Here is an 18,599-nt window from a genome sequence, read left to right on the forward strand (position 1 = left end):
CAGAAGATTCAACGCACACCAGTGTAAAGCTGCGCTGCGAGCAAGCCACACAAAGCCAACAACCCAAAACCCTCATGCCCTTTGTTGGAAACCCCAGAGAAAACATGCCCAAAGGCCTACCGTTTGAATTGACTGACTATTTACAATTAATCGAACTCACCGGTCGTTGTATCAGAGAAGATAAACCCGGCTACATCGACGAAAACCTACCAAGCATATTGAGCCGATTAAACATATCACCTGAAAACTGGCTAATCATCACCACTGAATTTAAAACACAGTTTCATGGTGCAATAGGCCGCGAAGATGTACTCAGTGATTATTGCGAACACCAACAGCTCAAACGACGACAAAACTTAAGCCACTGCAAAAAACTCTTTGCGTAAACTCCAGATTTACCGATTTTAAACACCATAAAGTCAACAAGTCAGTACTTGAGGTTGATACTTGCCAGAAAATTGATGTATTAGTATAGTTTAGGCCTAAAATGTTAATTTCGTTTCTATTCTTTGTTAAAAGCAGTCATTTGGCCATGACAAAGAGCAAGATATTATAATATCGCTGGTATGTGATGAGGCTTTATTTAGAATGAGTGTCATTATTAATTTGAAACCCTCTCTTTAAAAGCAGTGAAACCTACCATACAGAGCAAGAAAAACGGCGATTAAAACGCAGTAAAGGCAGGCCAAGGCTCTTTACACAAGGCGACTTTAATTTTGACCCAACCAGCAATAGCTGCATTTGCCCTGCAGGCAAAACCCTTTGGCGACAAAGTACAAGCATCATCAGCCAAGGTAAAAGCTACATTCGATTTACGGGCTATTTAAATGACTGCCGGTTTTGCCCACTGCAAAAGCAATGTATGCGAAAGCCGCCCAAATCAACCGGACGACAAGTCCAGCTCTTAACGAACCTGGTACAAAATGTCAGTCACAGTGACCGAATGAAAGTAAAAATAGACAGTCCCATTGGACGACGGCAGTATAGTAAAAGATTAGGCGCAATCGAACCGGTATTTGGCAATATCACCGTCAATAAAGGTATGAATAAATTCACTTTGCGTGGACAAGATAAAGTGAACACCCAATGGAAAATGTATTGCCTTGTTCATAATATTGAAAAGTTAAGAAACAATCTGCATTAAGGCCTAAAAGCCCAACATCACACGAAAAACCAGCCTCAAAACGACATAAACCACTTAATCATCACCCTTAATAAACCTTTAACGATGCAAAAATAAAAATCGTCCAAAAACGTAAACGTTTTTGATTGTTAAAAGAAAATAATCCAGTTAGAGTATTTTGATTAAAAATTATATAAAAAACGAGTAATTCTACAGGCTCGTTAGGTGTTTCTCTAGTGCGGGTGAATTTAAAAAGTATTCTAGGAATAATCATTGCTGTTTTATCTACGGTTATGGTGTTTTTCGGTCTTCAACTTATCGGCGCCCTACACTGGGTTACCAATGTAGGCACTTATAAAGAAATTGAACTCACTAAAAGTCAGTTGATGGAAGAACCCCAAGAAGATGTCGTTGATTTATTTCTTGAAATTTTACAGCAACATAATGGCTTTATGCTCAAAGAAAATGAGTTATATTCATTTGCATTCTATGTTGTAATTGGTTTGGTTTTATCGCTCATAGCATCGCTAATTTATAATTGGTATTGTGTTAAAACACCTAACAAGAAAATTAAGCGGGACTGCTAACAGTTTGCTCGGTTTCGCTCCGCTTCACATTTTAGCAAACTATTAATCAGTCCCTTATTTGGGCGTTATAACCCTAGGGGAAGTCTTGCTAAAATTTGATAAGTTTGCACTGTACTTGATGATACCGTTAGTTATTATTTTGTTTATTGTCGGTATGGGGCACGATTTTAGACCAAACAGAAATCCATTTTTGAGCCTACTAGGTATAGTTTCTGCCGCAATTATTTCAATTTATTGCTTTAGGTACCAATTCTTCGTTTGGTTACCGAAGAATAAAATAAAGCGGTACTCAATTAAGTGGACTATTAATGTATTTATCACTCTTTCTGTTATCCCCTTATTAGCCCTATTTTTCGGTAATATTGCATTTTCTTCAGGTGTAGGGAAAATATTAACTTCTTTAACAGGTACTCAGTTAGAACCAACAATTGTAGGGGCTGAAGTTGTTTATGTTACTAATTCAAGAACGTGGTGTCATAAGTACCTTGAATCCGAAGCGCTAGGGGGTGGGACGATTGGAATTAAGTTTTGCATTGACGATGATGTATATAATCACATCAGTAATTCAGTAGAACTTAAACTTATTAGTAAACAATCAAATTACGGATATTTAGTCGAAGAGTGGAGTGTTATCGGGTTATAACAACACGCCCTGAGGTGGACCGCAAGCATTAAAACTTGTTTTCCACCGCATATTTTAATAGCGGCGAGCCTTTGCTTTTTAAGGCCGCTAAGTACGTTGATTCATCATACGCTGTCTTTGTTTTCCAACACCGAAATAATATTCTTATCCACTTAAAAGCCAGTGACCTTATGATAGTGTTATGTGGCTTTCCTTTACTTTTTTGTTGTTCATAATACGCCTCGGCCCAAGTTGGCCTCTATTTAAGCTGACCATTTAAACATTAGCCTAAAAGCGCACAGGGCAGCTCTCAAAAAAGCTCAGCGATAGTAATACCCATTGGAATAAATAATCGATCAGTTTAAGGCGGTTTAAATCGTCAATAACTGCGTTGTTTTCAATCCCAATAGCCCGCTATTACTCGATAATATGCTCCTGCATTGCCCGAATGACTTACATCCATGTAATAATCAATCAAACGCCTTGTTATTGAACAACTTATCCTCGCTTAATATTGGTCAATAACTTATTACATTTGGTATAAATATAAACTATCGCCGAATATTAACGTAGCCAATTTATTCAGCTAATTTACTAACCAAAAAGACCTTTTAATTTATCTTTGAGTTTGTCTTTAACCTTTTCTTTTACTTTATCTTTAGCGCCGGAGCTTACATCAGGGCGTATTTTTACTTTATGAAATGGTCCGGTAATTTTAATCGGTATTACCACACCAGAGTCAGTACTTTCTGCTGCTTGCCCTTGAGTTGACGCTACTAATTTTGATTTAATATGCAAGTTAACCTTGGTTTCAGGTAAGTCGATATCACCAGTGCCCGATATTCTGATAAAGGGATTATCTAAAGACAAATTATCAGTATTAGCGACACCGTTATTAAGTGTAAATTTCCCGGTTAAAGCGGCAAAGTCGGTTTTTTCTGCATTACTAAAGTCACTGTCTAAACTTACTGCAGATAAGTTACCTTGCATTATGTTACTCGCACTTTTTGCAATAGCGGCTAAATTTAAGCCTTTAACTGCACCGTCGATAAAGCTAATGTCGAGCTGGCCATTAAGTTTATTAATAAACTCACGTTGGCTAAGCCCTTGAGTTGAAAGATCCCAAGATAATTGACCTTTACCTAGTAGTTTGTCAAAGCCAATTGCATCGGTAAGTAAGGGCTCGGCGTTAATATTAGCTAGCTCAAATTTAGTCGTGATCTGGTAAGGCTTTTTACTCGCATTAACGCTAATTTTACCGCTGCCATTACCTTCATAACCCTGGAAACTTTTTAATTGCACATCAGCAACACTATTGTTTAACACAATCGCTAATTCATTTTTACCAAGCTTGATATCACGTACCAATAGTTGACTCGATTGAATTGAAATATTGGCATTTATTGACCCTAATGCTGACAAATCAACCGGGGTATTATCCCAAACTATGGGTTGAGCCGCTTTATCATCGCTTGGTGGTGTTTCAACGACAGTGCTTGGTTCAGGCAAGTATGGATTTAGATCAAGCACGCCTAAATCGATTTTACTGGTAATATTAACTGGCGTTGTTAAAGCTATGCTAGTTGTGCCTTTAAACTCGAGGGCGTCTAAACTAACAATTAACTGTTCTAGACTCAGCTTATTGTTAGTAAAGCCAATATTACTTTTAATTGAAAACTTATTGAATGCTTCATCTTTAGCTGGCAATTGAATATTTTGCCAGTTGAGTAGCTCTTTAACCGAGTCACCGGAAACCGATAACTTGCCGCTTAACTCTTTGCCCTGTTGTATAACTTCACCTTGGTAATTTAATTTCAGCAAAGCGGATGATAAATCTAATTCTACAGAAAATGGCTGATTATTTATGGCCTTAGCGGGTGAAGTTATGCTCGATTCAAGCTCAAGCACTTGCGCCATATACCTTACACTGCCTGTGAGTTTAAGAGGTTGTTGTAAAGAAGGCAGTTTTACCGCTAAATTTAGTTGGTCGATAACCTGTGTTTGCTTATTTTGATGATCAATAAAAGTGAGCTTGCCACCATTAATTTCTACTTGGCCTAAACTAATATCAAAACCGTCGGGCAGGTTTACCGACTGACCTTTATTTGATTGCTCCTCTGCATTATTTTCTTTACTGTTTTCTGTAGTTTTTTCAGCGCCTGTTAATGTTGAAAACTGCCAATTAACACTGCCATCAATATTCTTCTCTAAGAGGATGTCAGGATTATTAATCACAAACTTTTCAATCGCCAATTCTCCCGAAAACACTGAAAGCCAAGGGATATGAATCAGTAACTCGTTAATACTCGCCATGTCTGACTTAGAGCCACCAGCCGCATTAGAAAAATGCACATCTTTTAATGTTACAGACAAGCTAGGAAAAACACGTAAACTCTGCTCGCCATTAACCGTTAATGTACGTCCGGTAGATTGTTCAACGTTAGTACTGACCCGGTTAACAATATCTTCTGTTGAAATTAACTGTGTTGCAACCACAGCTAATAAAATAATGGCAAGAATAAATATAATGAAGGATTTTAAAAATATGTTCATAGCAGCTCTTAGGTAACTAAAGTTATTGCCTACTATAGTAAAAAAGAAGATTAAATTCATCGAATAGGCAAATAAAGACTCGAGTATTTTGTAAACCAAGCAAATAAATGCATTAAGTAAATTTGCTGTACAAATAGGTTGGGGTTCATGCCGTAATATAGGTTTTAAAAATCGTATTATACCTATAACGTTACTAAGTTATCGTGATGCTGACTCACCTAAAACACTCGTGAAAAATATACAAACAAACACAAAAAATGTATTGATTAAAAATAAATTAGACATATTATGTCAAGGTTGCGATCAATTACTGGAGTTTAACATGCAGCGTATTGTCTTATTCTTATTAACTAACTTAGCGATTATGGTTGTGCTAAGTATTACCATGAGCATTTTAATGTCAGTATTTGGCATTGATCGTCAGGGCATGGGCGGCTTACTGGTTATGGCGAGTGTTTTTGGTTTCGGTGGTGCTTTTATTTCATTGCTAATGTCTAAATGGATGGCAAAGCGCTCTGTTGGTGCTTATGTGATTGAACAACCAAAAAATAACACTGAAAAATGGTTACTTGAAACGGTTAAGCGTTATGCCCAACAAGCTAAAATTGGTATGCCTGAAGTAGCCATTTTTGATTCACCCGATATGAATGCTTTTGCAACCGGTGCCAATAAAAATAATGCCTTAGTAGCGGTTAGTACTGGTTTATTGCAGCACATGACACAAGAAGAAGCTGAAGCAGTTATTGGCCATGAAATTAGCCATGTCGCTAATGGAGATATGGTAACGCTAACGCTAGTGCAGGGGGTAGTAAACACCTTTGTAATTTTCTTGGCTCGAGTGATTGCTGGTCTTATTGATAACGCTACTCGAAGCAATAATTCAAATGGTGCAGGTTTAGGTGGCTTTGCTTATTTTGGTATCGTATTTGTATTAGAAATGCTGCTAGGTGTGCTAGCGAGTACTATTGTGGCTTGGTTTTCAAGAAAAAGAGAATTTCGTGCAGACATTGGCGGTGCAAAGTTAGCTGGTACATCAGCAATGATTGGTGCTTTAGAGCGACTTAAACGTAGTCAAGAAAGCCATTTAGAGGGTTCTATGATGGCATTTGGTATAAATACTAAGTCTTCATTTAGCCAATTATTTGCAACGCATCCGCCGTTAGAAGACCGCATTAATGCATTAAAGTCTATCTAGAAATACGGTTATAAAAGCAAAGTTTTATCGGTAAACACGCTTGCTAAATGATATGTAAAAAGCGCTAACCTTGGTTAGCGCTTTTTATTTTCAGTGCACCGACCTATAAGTAGCTTAACGAATATTTAAAGCGCCTAATGCTGTTAATTTGGTGCTTTTGTGAATTCTTACCCTGCTAGAAAGATAAGTTCCTTTCAACAAATTTATAATGCAGGAGCATAGTGCTCAGGGTGTGCTAATTTAAAATCATTAATAACATTTTGAAATTCTTTGTTTTTATAAAGTTCTTCCGATAATTGTTGATATTTTTTAGCTGAATGAGCAATTTTAGATTTTTTTGATAAAGCAATAAAAAGTAATGCGGCATCATCTAAATCGACGGTCATTTTCTTCATACCTTTATTACTCGAACTTTGAAACTTTTCGAGTTCGTTAAACTCAGTTGAAATGACAACGTCAACTTTACCCGCGGCTAAAACACGAAATGCAGCCGCCATATCATTAACGTAAACTTTTTCAAAGTAGTCATCGGGCGCATTATCAAATTTTTCAAACTGTTTTATGCCCTTTAATACCGCTATTTTTAACCCCTTAAGATCTGCAAACTTAGTTATTGTTGGGCCGTTTTGGTTAACATAAAGAGACTTCTTACTTAATGATCCATATACCAGTAAATGTGCGAATTCTCGGCGTTCAGGTGCGTCTAAAAGGCCCGACATAATATCCACTTTGCCAGCTTTTAACATGCCTAAACAACGCCAAATAGAGTTGTCCTTTGTATATTGAATTTCATAACCGAGTTTATTAAATAAATAGCTTGTAGCGGCAATATTTTCACCAATAGGTGCTTGATTGGGCTGTACAATCTGGTAAGGCGGAAAATGTGAAACGCACATGGTTAATACTTTATCTTTAGCAGCAAAGACTGAGTTTGTGTGGGAAATTGATAATATAAATATCAAAAAAGGAATATATTTTTTTAACAATGTAAGGGCTCAAAACTAGGGCGTAAAACTTTATATATTATAAGGTAAGTAAAAAAAGAAATACAATATAGAGAGCAAGAGACTTTATTTGAAATAAATGATACTGACGGGTAACTAGGTTACAGTAAAGTTAAGCCACCTCAACTATAAAATAAATTTCAGACGATAAGTTTAGGCCTGCTGATTACACAATAAAAAATATATTTTTTAATATTATGCGTTAAATTCATTTGCTAAATTATTATGTCCAATTATTTTACAGTAATTATAACGTTGTGAATTTTAAAATATTTAATATATTGAAATTTAATAATAAATTATAGTTGGCTTGCTTTGTGCTTTTAGCTGTTTTGTGGATTAATGAGTGTGTCTAGCTTAGAAAACAGTAAGTGATGTTGTTTCACTTTAGTATTTACCTCAAGAGAGTTTGCTGAGGGATTAAAAGGAATATCAAATGAAATTTAAAATTTTGAAAGTTGCAATTGTAAGTATTTTTTTGTCTGTAAGTAGTTTTGCTAGTGCTACTTTGATACCTTTTGGTATACAAACCGATATCGATACAAGTACCTTAACCAATAACGGATGGAGTTTAAACTTTCAGTCAAGCTGGGGATCACAAGACGCCCATGACTACGATATGTTTGCTGGAATTGCTCTAGATGAATATGTCTTTATTGGCGCATTAGATATAGGAACTAATAACATAGCCTTAGGCTCTGCTGTGCTTTATTCTGATTTGTTAAACTATACCTTAGGTAATGCTACGAACGACTATAACGGTGCATCTTGGTATTTTAGAAACGATTACTCAATGGGCTTTGTTGATATAGGTGAAACAGTGACTTTAAACTCCGCTGATACATCTGCTGATAATGGTGCTTTATCAAAGTTATCATGGCATATGCATGATGACTATACTGCTGGATACAAAGTTGGAAACTATGCTAGTAACAGTAGCGGAGTGTATGAAAAAGTTGTATTTAGAGCTTCGGCAATCGACGTTCCAGAGCCATCTACATTGGCCATTTTTGCTTTAGGTATTATGGGCTTAGCATCACGTAAATTTAACAAGAAAGCTTAATGATTTCTTCTTTAAATGTGTAAAAACATCAATTGTTATGATTGGTGTTTTTTTGTATCTGGTGAATTCAAATATGCAGCCTAGATGCATTAAGTTTATTAATTTTTGAAGTTATTGTTTTGTTATTTACTGCGCTATTTAAGCTGCTTGGAGTGTACTGTTTTAGATATTATTGATATCAATAGATAGCGTTAACGAAACTAGCTCGGCAAACTAGTTTTAAATTATGCGCCCTTGAAGGTACATTTTTTAGTGTTTATATTATTGAACCACCATGACAGGTTTTATAACAAAATATTAAATAGTTAGATTTTTATCAAATATTCAATTAGTTAGTAACTTGTTTATGTCGAATTATTTTACAGTTAATAAATAGACAATAAACCCTGTAAATTTATTTTATTGAAATTTATAGGGTTTATTCTTTTGGTGTGCTTTTTGCTTTACTTCAGAAGTAAAAGTAAAACACAGGTAAAAGCTTGTACTAGTTCATTTACCTTATATAAAAGAAATAATAAATAACTAAGGGACATTACATGAAATTTAAATTATTGAAGGCGACAGTTGCTAGTTTGGCTTTATCTGTTTATGCAAGTTCAGCATTTGCTGGATTAATTACAAATGGTGATTTTGAGACAGGTGATTTTTCAGGTTGGTCTGTTTCACAGTCTGGCGGCTCGACACAAACAGTTCTTCCTGCATCTGGCGATCCAAGTCTGGGGGCATCTCCTACTTCAGATTTTTATGCATTCGCTGGAAATCAATCAGGTCCAAGTCAGAACATTTTTTGGCAATCAGTTGTAGTTCCTAATAACCTTTTATCAGCTAATTTCTCTTTTGATTATGCCTATCAAAACTTCGGTAGTGGATTCTCTAGCCCAAATACTTTAGCGTTCAATAATGTAAGTAACCAACAATTTCGTGTAGAGATTCTACTAGGCAGTTCACTTTTCGATTCTGTTGCACCAAGTGATATCGTATTTAGCGCGCTTCAAACAAACCCTGGAGACAATAATACTCAATCATGGACATCTTTTAATCAAAATATAACTGCTTCACTTTTAAGTTTGCAGGGACAAAACGTTTTAGTTCGATTTGCTCAAGCTGATAATAGTGGTCCATTTGATATCGGGTTTGATAATGTCTCTATTACTACAGAAACCACTAGTGTTCCAGAGCCATCCACATTGGCCATTTTTGCTTTAGGTATTATGGGCTTAGCATCACGTAAATTTAACAAGAAAGCTTAATAATTTCTTCTTTAAATATCTAAAAACATCAATTGTTATGATTGGTGTTTTTTTGTATCTAGTGGACTATAAATTAGAGAGAACTGTTAAATTTATGTTGTTGATAGTTTAAATGTTTAGGTTGGAACAATAACGTGAACTTAACTGAGTTTCATTAGCTTATTTATAGTTTATATAGTTTATATAGTTTATTTATAGCGAAAAATTGCCTGTTACTTGGTCATGTCAGTAATAATAAACGCTATGTAATATGTACCTTGCAGCAATAACGTAAGGTACATATTAATTAAAGCTAAGCTTTTTAATCTTATAATTATTTAATCTGAATACTATTTAAATGTACCCAGGCTGAGTCGCCATTATTAGAAAATTTGAATTGTATATAATTACCTTCAACTGAGACAAATTTCTTTATCGGTAAGGTATTTACGCCTCTGGCATAAGAGGTTAAGTCAACACAGTCAGCAGGTATTGCTCTTTTTACATAGTGTAAACTACCATAGCTGTTTTGCAGTTGTGTGATTCTATGAATTGAATTGAAATAAAGGCAGGTATAAGTGCCTCGCTCAATATATCCGGATCCATTTTTAATTTTTTCTACTTTAAGCATCTTAGGGGTTTTATATCCTAATTCAATCGCTTTACTATGGTTTACATCTCCGCCAATACCTTTGTAAATCATCTCTGCTAGTCTGACTTTACTGGCAGAGGAAAGGGATTTTAAGCCTTTTTCATAATACGTTCTTGCAACCTCAAGGTTTTTTGTTACACCAATACCACTATCATAATATTCACCAAGGTAGGCGTAGGTTTGTGAAGGATTTCTGTTTTTACTAAGCTGTTTATCTAACAGCTTATGTAGTAGCTCCACAGATTTACTTTTTTTATCTTTCGCATCGTAAATACGTTTCAAACCATAAGTGACCGAATCTATATTTGCAGAGAGTAAAGCATTATACATAGGCTCAGCTTTGGCATAGTCGCCTTTATTTAAATACCCTAGAGCTAAATTTGCTAACACTTGGTGTAGTTTATTTGTATGTTGGGAATTCTCTTTGGCCTTAACTCTTAATTTTTGCTTTTCTGTTGGTGATAATTTATTTTCTGAATTACCAGATATGCTGGTTATTATGCTCTCTGACTCTTCAGCAATAGTCGCGTGCAAATCTAAAATCAGCTGTTCGGCTTCTACTAAATAATTACGCTGAATAAGTTTATTTATCAGCATAATCTGATTTTTTTTCTCTTTTAGTAACCCAATTGTTGTTAATGCACTGTTGATCTTTTTATTGTCTATTTGTGCTATAGCAACTTTAATTCTGTGCTTATCTACATCATTTTGTTCAAACATAGCTGCGCTACAAGCCAGTACCAAAACTTCATGCGATGAAAAACGCTCTAAAACAGCTTTTGAATAATACTTGTGCTCTTGTTTGACATCTTTACTCGAGTTCCACTCATTACATAACTCTACTGCGTGGCTTGCAACTTGCATTTTTAAATACCACTTAGCCTGGGTTACTTCAAAAAATAATTTAGATATTACAACGCCAGAAATCAATATTAAGGATAATCTAAAGTATTGCGAATAATACTTGTAAGCTTTATTTATTGCCCACTGATCGGCGGCAGTCTTGTTTTGTTCTTTGTCAGCCAAAATTAATATCAGCCCAGTAAAAGAACCTAAAAAAGCACCCAATGATAAAGAAACAACGAACACGGTATTTGAGTTTATGAACTCATAAGATTTAACAAGCATCATAATGAAATACACAACAGCCATGAAGAAAAATGCTGATGCTATTACAATTTTACTTTTTTTTAATAACATAAATTTCTCCTAAAGTAATAAAAGCCAATTAATAATGCCAAAACTACCTAGCAATATTGAGGCTACTAGCAGTAGATTTCCTAAAAAGGTTGTAGGTGCTTTATATCCGCAGAAAGAGCATTTGTGTGCATTTGAAGATATTTGCTTTTCGCAATCAGGGCAGTTTATTAAACTCATTTTTTATTTTTACCTTTATATTAGCTTTGGTTAACGTGCGTTGGTCGTTAACTTACTGAGCTGGGAACAGTAAAAATATCGTAATATTAATGGTTTGTACTTGCTTTAACTAATCCGACTTTATGATGAACATAACCGACAAAAGATTATAAAGTGCTGTTAATTCAGCCTATTGCTATTAATAGTGCTTAGTATTCTATTTGGGTTGAATAAAATCGGAAGGCGATTTTTTGAAAGCTGTTTTAAAGCTGCGACTAAAATAGCTTGATGAATTAAAGCCAACTAAATCAGCAGTATTAGAAATTGATTTACCAGCGAGTAATAATGCTTTTGATGCTTGTAATCGATAATTACGAATAAACTCGGCTGGCGTTTGATCAAATAATGCTTTCATTTTTCTTTGTAATTGTCGTTCGCTCATCGCTATTTGATCGACTAACTGTTCAACACTAAAGTCGCTATTACTATAGTTTTTTTCAACGATGTTATTCAATTTAGTATTAAAGTGCGTATCTCGCTCAGATATGTATTGAGTCTCATGACTTTGAGATGTGCTATTAGACAAGTTAAGCAATGAAGTTCTTTTAGTTAACGTGTTTTGCACTTTTAGTAATAATTCTTTGGTATCAAAGGGTTTTGCAATGTAATCAATAGAGCCAAGTTCAAGCCCTTTTAATTCACTTTCTTTATCCGCTTTAGCGGTGAGCAAAATAACGGGGATATGACAAGTGTTGTCATGCTGCGCTAGTTGTTGCACTAATTGATAACCATCAAGCTCAGGCATCATTACATCTGAAATAATGATGTCGGGTATTTCTGCTATCGCAATTTCTACCCCTAATAAACCATTTTTTGCTGTTATTACTTGGTAATGAGTTGAAAAAATTTCAGCTAAAAATTCACGCAACTCATTGTTGTCCTCAACAATTAGAATGTTTTGTTTTCCGGGTACTGTACGGGGCTTTTTATTCGCTGCTAAGAGACTTATTTCATTTTGTGGTGTTGAGATTTTTTGTGGTTGAACAATACCATAGTCATTAATAGTTAACATAAATGATACAGAGTGGCTTGCAATGCTAATACATTCAATTTTCCAACTGTTTTGTTGGCAAATTTCTCTAACAAAAGCTAATCCTAGGCCAAAACCTTGTTCACTATCTGGCTGCCCTAAGCGTTCAAATCGCTCAAAAACTTTTTCAGTTTCTAATGTTGTTAATCCTTGGTGTGCGTTTTCAATGACAAGTTGATATTGACAACCTTTAATTCTAGAGTGCAGCTTTACCCAACCATTACTCATTGTATATTTAAGCGCATTACTGAATAAATTTTCGATTACTGATGATAACTCATGATTATCAGCATAAATTGTGGCGTTACTATGCACATTTTTTGATAATTTAATGTTTTTAGCCTGTAATAACGGCTCAAAGGCAATAATGTATTTATGTAATAACTCATCAATAGCAATGTTTTCTTGGGCTTTATCTTGTTTATCGATAGATGTTAAATGCAGTATTTTTTCAACTAAACTAAAAAGCCTTTTACTGTTGTTATTGGCCATTTTTAACAGTTTATTCTGTTTAGTGTTAAAAGTATTATCTGTAATTAACTGCTCTAATGGCGCTGTAATTAAGGTAAGTGGGGTGCGTAGCTCATGTGAAATATTAGCAAATAAATTTTGTTTTTGGATTAATAGGTTATTTACTTCAGCCGTTCGCTCTGCAATTTTATTCTCGAGTTCTTTTTGGGCTACTTTTGAACGTTTTACACGAATACTGTAAGCCGTAAAAATAAGACTAATTATTATCAAGAAATATAGCGTGTAAGCTATGTTGGTTTGCCAAATTGGCGGATGAACATTAACCGTTAGTAATTGAGTGTTTGGTTGCCAAATACCTAAATGGTTAGTTGATTGTACTTCAAGCTTTAATAATCCATATTCTTGATTGAGAAATTGAATTGTTTGCGTGTTATCAAGCTCGTTCCATTTTCCGTGATTAAGTTTATATCGATATTTTAATTTAGCGGGCGAGCGATAATCATCAACAATTAAAGTAATACTGAAACTATTTTCATCCGCACTTAAGTTAAGTGCGCTTTCACCGATAATTCGCTGTTTTTTATCTGACTCAAGCAAGTGCAAAGTTACAAAATTAATTGTTGGTGCAAAGTTACTCGAGGTAAACTGTTGAGTATTAACCTTAGTTACACCTTCAGTGCCTGAAAAATATAACCAACCATCTGGCGCTTTGAAGATACCTTTGGTATTAAACTCGTTCCCTTGCACACCGTCTTTTTTAGTGAATTTAGTGGTTTCATTATTAATTAAGTTAACGCGATATAAGCCATTAAAGGTGGTTAGCCATAATACTTCGTCTGACTCTTCTGCTATAGCCTGAATATATTGGCTGTCTAAAGTTAACGGGAAAGCAGTGAATTTATCTTCTGTGGTTGAATATCGATATAGACCAAAGTTAGTGCCTAGCCATAAACCACTTTCACCTTCAAAAATATAATAAACGGTTGCATTGATATATTCATCGTCGAGCAAAGTGTAATTGGTAATGCTGTTTAAGTGCTGATTGTATTTATCGATTCCGGCTCTTGAACCAATCCAAATATTGCCTTGTTTATCTTCTTTTAGGGCATATATTGACAAACTTTGTAATTCACCTCGGGGATCGTTTAGTTGGCCAATATTATCGAACTCAGCCGTTTTCTCATCTATTAACCGGCTAAATCCACCTTCCCAGCTCGCCATAAATATATCGCCATTACGTGCTTGAATTACATCTAATACAGCGTTCTCTCTGATGTAATGACTTGAAAAGTCGTTTTTAGTGAAGTGCGATAGCTCTTTTAACTGTTTGTCTAAATGCACAAGCCCTTGGTTGGTTCCTAGCCAATATGTATTGTCAGATGATTTAATTATTTTTAAGGCGAAAGCTTGATGTACTCTATCTAAAAAAGAAAGCTGTCCATTCTCACCAAGTTTGTAGCGAAATAGTCCACTGATAGAACCAGTCCACATTTCGTTATTTTCAACGAGTAAAGAGTTAATATCATCAGACTTTAAACTTACATTATTTGCAGCGTATTGGTAGCTTTGGAACCTAAAACCATCATTTGGAATTGATATTACACCCATTTGCTGGCTGCCAAACCACACAGTACCATCGGCACTGGTATAAGATGAGCGGTTAGAGCGATAAAGCCGGCCTGCTTTATTTGCTCGTATTAGCTTATATCTTGTAAAAGTATCAGTTGCCCTATGATAAATTGCAGAGCCTCTAATTGTGCCTATCCATAATTCGCGTTTTTCATTTTCTGTAAAAGACAGTGCCATATTGTGCGGTAAAGTGGTTGGGTCATCGGTTTTAGCAAGATAGGTTTTAAAGCATTGGCAGTTTTTTTGGTATTTATTTAACCCTTTTTGTTCAGTGCCAACCCAAACTTCATTGTAACTATCAACATACACACTACTTACTTGATTGCTGCTAAGCGAATGAGGGGTATCAGCTTGATGCTGAAAATAAGTATAAAAATCTTTATCATTTGAATATTTGTTTAAACCACCACCTAATGTTCCAATCCATATATTGTTGTTATTGTCTTTTGTTAATGAAGATATTTTTGCATGGTTTGTACCTGAGCCATTTTGTTGGCTGTGTGCAACTCGTTCAATTTTTAAAGTGCTTAGGTTTAATTTTGAAATACCTGAAAGAGTTCCAATCCATAAATGTTTGTTGTCACTCTCTAATGAAGTAATAGCATTACTACTGATAGTATTTAGGTCCAACGTGTTGTGCCTAAAATTTAAAAAATCATCCGTATCTGGCTGATATAAGCTTAACCCGCCGGTTTCTGTTCCAACCCATAGTTGTTTTTTTGAATCTACATGAAGGCTAGTAACTCTTACGCCTGCAAGGCTATATTTTTTATTTGGGCTGTAACGGTAGACTTTAAAGTTATTTCCATTAAAACGATTTAAGCCATCTTGGGTACCAAACCACATAAAACCGTCACTATCTTGCGTTATTGCGGTAACAATATTATTAGATAAGCCACTTTCTGTTGTATATGAAATAAAATTTGGATCTGGTTGATAAGTGTTTTCTAGTTCATTGGAGAGCGAGCAGAAAGAAATAATAAGTAAACAGTAAAGTAAAACATGAGGCATTTAGCTTTTTCTTATTTTAATTAGGTAAATAAACAAGTTATGACATACAGAGCTTACAAATATGTAAGCTTATTCACAAGTAATTCAGTTGTTCTTAAAAATTAGATTTAAAAGTTGTGACGAACCGTTAAAACGTGCTCTCTTTTTCTGTCTAAATCACTTAAAACGGTAGCTTTCAAATATTCTGCAATAAATTCAACTGGTTGATAGGGATTTTCGTGTCAGTTATTTTTACAACTGTACGAGTGTAAAAATAGAGCATATAACTAATGCATTGAATTTAAAGTGTAATTTTTTTTGGTGTGTTTTTTGCTTTTTGCACGTTAAGTGGGTTTTACTTATAAGGACTTACTTGCCAAATTTACTTTAAAAAAAACAAAAGGGATAAAGAATGAAAGGTTTTTCAAAAACGAAGTGTAAGTTTAGCAAAATGGTTTTTGCTAGTTTAATGTTTGTAATGTGCAACGCTGCAACTGCGGGCATTATTTTTGAATTTAAACTTGATAATATTAATGCTAATTCGGTAAATAATTTTGCTTCTGGAGACATATTTACCATTGAATTTGTAGATGATAGTAATTTTGGAACAGGGGTGACACTCGCAGATATAAATTCAATGTCATATGACATTGCATCACTAGGTGCTCCAGTATCACTACTTAGTCCTTTGGAGTACCTTAATATAGATAACTTATTTAGTTTTAGTAGTTTAGGGAATAATAATTGGGAGTTATCACTGGAAGTAGGAGGTGGCTACAGTGAATCTGCCTATCTAGTTTATGATCATACAAGCAATATAAGCCGCATGCAGTTAACACAGAATGAATACTCTACTTACTTGTTTTTTAGAAATGCGAATGATGAACAAGTATTTTACAATGATGACCAAATTCTTAACTTTACTACAAGTAACACCCAAAGCTTGGTTCAGGATCCAACACTACAAGTTCCAGAGCCTTCTACATTTGCCATTTTTGCTTTAGGTATTATGGGCTTAGCAGCACGTAAATTTAAGAGAAAAGCTTAATAACTTCTTCGCTGTGAGTGCTAAAAACATCAATTGTAATGATTGGTGTTTTTTTGTATCTGGTTTTTGATATCCTTATTATTCATAACCATAACCATAACCATAACCATAACCATAACCATAACCATAACCATAACCATAACCATAACCATGCATATTAAAATCTTGAGGTTATGAAAGGCTTGATTCTTTAATATGGTTAGGATATTTCAATAGTATTTAAGAGTATCCGAACCATAGTATTTATTTTTACTCGGTGCTTAAAGTTTAATGCAGATCTTCATTTATATAGCGAACAGATTTTGATGAACCTGCTATTTTTATTACTGTCTATTTTAAACGCTAAAGCTTTGAGGTAAGCGTTAAAATTTGAAATTAGCGAGTTCCTTAGTTTTTACCTCAGTGCCTTAAATGCTTTAATATTCAACTGATGTTTTTGTAATTTTCTATATAAAGTTCTAACGCTTACTTCTAAGCTTTGAGCTATAATTTGTGGTTGATTACCGTGTTCATTAAGTAATTTAATTATATGACTTTTTTCGTTAGAAATTAGATTGATTGGCGATTCTTCTAAGCTTGTTAGCGCAATGATATTGTGTGGCAAGTTTTCCACATTTATGAGGTCATCATCACTGAGTAAAGCACTTCGTTGAACGATGTTTTTAAGCTCTCTTATATTGCCTGGGTAATGATAGTTAGCTAACTTATTCAGTGCTTCATCAGTGAATTTTTTCACTGAAAACTCACTTTTAGACAATAAATGTTCTGCTAAGAGTGCAATGTCGTCTCTTCTTTCTCTTAATGTTGGTAAGGTAATAGGGAATGCTGCAATGCGATAATATAAGTCTTCTCGAAACTCACCTCGTTTAACCATTTGTTCTAAGTTTTTATGACTGGCACATATTAATCTAAAATTGGCTGTTTGTTTTTCAACACTACCTACGCGGCGATAATTTCCTGTTTCCAATAATCGTAATAATTTTACTTGCAAACTCAGTGGAATATCACCTATTTCATCTAAAAATAGGGTACCGCCATCTGCCATACAAACTAAACCTTTTTTACTGGTACTTGCACCTGTAAATGCTCCTTTTTCGTGCCCAAATAACTCAGATTCAAATAGAGATTCGTTAAGTCCAATGCACTCAACTTCGATGAAGGGTTTATCGGCGCGTTTACTTGCGTGATGTATTGATAAAGCGGTAAGCTCTTTGCCTGTTCCTGTTTCCCCTTGCAGTAATACGCTGATATTACTATTAGCGCTGCGAGTAATCATTTTAAGCAGCTCTTGAAACTTTGCACTTTTGCCTATTAGCTTTAAATCGCTACTCACGCTACTTGCAAAATCTACCTTCTCAAGTATCTCTAAAAAACCAATAGTAATACCTTGATTATCTTTAACTAACTTCATCAAAATATTGCAGTAAAGATCTCCAGAACCTGTTTTATGAATATGAAGGGCTGAGGTATTCTTACCTGTTTCTTTACATGATTTTAACGGGCAGTCCTCGCCTTTTTGATCGCAGGGCTTGTTGGAGTTATGTGATACCTCATAGCACTTACTCTCCCCCAGAATTACTTCAGTAGGATAAGTATCGCGGTATGCTTGATTTACTGCTTCGATTGCATAATCAGGCGTGATGAATATTGCCGGTTTTTCGATTGCTTCGATGATTGACTGTATTGTTTGATGAACCACTATTAAAGTACTCTTGGTTTTTAAGTCACAAGTGACAGTGCATGTCGTTAATTAATGACAATAATGACGTAGCTAAGGTGCTTTTTATAGTTTATTTTTATTTATTATTTAATATTCTTATTTAACAATGGCTTACTGATTTTGTTTTTGTGGCCCATTTTTTGCTGAGTTGCTGAGTGTGTGGTGAGTAAGTATTTGTGAACGATGAAATTTTAGTATTTTTATATTGAGTAAATAAGAACATTCTCGCTAAGTAGGCTATTTTTAAAAACAGTTGTTAAGTAAGTC

12 protein-coding genes and 3 pseudogenes are annotated in these 18,599 nt (G+C 34.8%); 8 read left to right on the plus strand and 7 right to left on the minus strand.

The features are described 5' to 3' along the window. From B6A32_RS19280 to B6A32_RS10915, 4 genes and pseudogenes are all read left to right on the plus strand, one after another. Positions 1 to 386: pseudogene (locus tag B6A32_RS19280) on the plus strand (transposase); the annotation flags it as partial. Positions 387 to 610: 224 nt separating this feature from the next. Then, positions 611 to 1,144: pseudogene (locus tag B6A32_RS10905) on the plus strand (transposase); the annotation flags it as partial. Positions 1,145 to 1,365: 221 nt separating this feature from the next. Beyond that, positions 1,366 to 1,710, plus strand: coding sequence for a hypothetical protein (locus B6A32_RS10910; RefSeq protein WP_143327902.1), 345 nt, complete (start codon positions 1,366 to 1,368; stop codon positions 1,708 to 1,710). A gap of 85 nt (positions 1,711 to 1,795) precedes the next feature. Then, positions 1,796 to 2,353, plus strand: a complete 558-nt coding sequence (locus B6A32_RS10915; protein ID WP_085303890.1) for a hypothetical protein — start codon at positions 1,796 to 1,798, stop codon at positions 2,351 to 2,353. A gap of 28 nt (positions 2,354 to 2,381) precedes the next feature. Here B6A32_RS10915 and B6A32_RS19440 read toward each other — a convergent pair. Together B6A32_RS19440 and B6A32_RS10925 are read right to left on the minus strand one after the other, a co-directional pair. Then, positions 2,382 to 2,582, minus strand: a pseudogene (locus B6A32_RS19440) (IS110 family transposase); the annotation flags it as partial. 344 nt (positions 2,583 to 2,926) lie between these two features. After that, a complete protein-coding gene (locus tag B6A32_RS10925) occupies positions 2,927 to 4,885 on the minus strand; it encodes an AsmA family protein (RefSeq protein ID WP_158088477.1) in 1,959 nt (652 codons plus the stop codon). A gap of 322 nt (positions 4,886 to 5,207) precedes the next feature. Here B6A32_RS10925 and htpX point away from each other — a divergent pair, with 322 nt between their 5' ends. Beyond that, entirely contained in the window at positions 5,208 to 6,080 is an 873-nt protein-coding gene (htpX, locus tag B6A32_RS10930; RefSeq protein WP_085303906.1) for a protease HtpX, read from the plus strand. 203 nt (positions 6,081 to 6,283) lie between these two features. Here htpX and B6A32_RS10935 read toward each other — a convergent pair whose 3' ends face one another. Next, positions 6,284 to 6,976 (minus strand): transporter substrate-binding domain-containing protein, encoded by a 693-nt coding sequence (locus B6A32_RS10935; protein WP_085303908.1) that lies wholly within the window; start codon positions 6,974 to 6,976, stop codon positions 6,284 to 6,286. Between the two features lie 544 nt (positions 6,977 to 7,520). Here B6A32_RS10935 and B6A32_RS10940 point away from each other — a divergent pair. Continuing rightward, on the plus strand, positions 7,521 to 8,147 hold the full coding sequence (locus tag B6A32_RS10940; RefSeq protein ID WP_085303910.1) for a PEP-CTERM sorting domain-containing protein: 627 nt from the start codon (positions 7,521 to 7,523) through the stop codon (positions 8,145 to 8,147). A 536-nt stretch (positions 8,148 to 8,683) separates the two neighbouring features. Beyond that, complete coding sequence (locus B6A32_RS19445) at positions 8,684 to 9,397, plus strand: PEP-CTERM sorting domain-containing protein (RefSeq protein WP_233131391.1); 714 nt, start codon at positions 8,684 to 8,686, stop codon at positions 9,395 to 9,397. A gap of 313 nt (positions 9,398 to 9,710) precedes the next feature. On the opposite strand, the gene B6A32_RS10950 is transcribed toward B6A32_RS19445, so the two are convergent. The 3 genes from B6A32_RS10950 to B6A32_RS10960 form a co-directional block, all read right to left on the minus strand. Further along, entirely contained in the window at positions 9,711 to 11,228 is a 1,518-nt protein-coding gene (locus B6A32_RS10950; RefSeq protein WP_085303913.1) for a hypothetical protein, read from the minus strand. A 9-nt stretch (positions 11,229 to 11,237) separates the two neighbouring features. Further along, positions 11,238 to 11,405: a zinc ribbon domain-containing protein gene (locus B6A32_RS19625; protein ID WP_085303915.1), complete on the minus strand. Its 168-nt coding sequence runs from the start codon at positions 11,403 to 11,405 to the stop codon at positions 11,238 to 11,240. A 196-nt stretch (positions 11,406 to 11,601) separates the two neighbouring features. Beyond that, positions 11,602 to 15,585, minus strand: coding sequence for a two-component regulator propeller domain-containing protein (locus B6A32_RS10960; RefSeq protein WP_085303930.1), 3,984 nt, complete (start codon positions 15,583 to 15,585; stop codon positions 11,602 to 11,604). Positions 15,586 to 15,976: 391 nt separating this feature from the next. Between B6A32_RS10960 and B6A32_RS10965 the strand changes: the two genes are divergently transcribed. Further along, on the plus strand, positions 15,977 to 16,612 hold the full coding sequence (locus B6A32_RS10965) for a PEP-CTERM sorting domain-containing protein (protein ID WP_085303932.1): 636 nt from the start codon (positions 15,977 to 15,979) through the stop codon (positions 16,610 to 16,612). Positions 16,613 to 17,006: 394 nt separating this feature from the next. On the opposite strand, the gene B6A32_RS10970 is transcribed toward B6A32_RS10965, so the two are convergent. Beyond that, complete coding sequence (locus B6A32_RS10970) at positions 17,007 to 18,311, minus strand: sigma-54 interaction domain-containing protein (protein ID WP_233131392.1); 1,305 nt, start codon at positions 18,309 to 18,311, stop codon at positions 17,007 to 17,009. Between the last annotated feature and the right edge of the window lie 288 nt (positions 18,312 to 18,599).

The organism is Colwellia polaris (genome assembly GCF_002104515.1).
GTDB lineage: Bacteria > Pseudomonadota > Gammaproteobacteria > Enterobacterales > Alteromonadaceae > Cognaticolwellia > Cognaticolwellia polaris.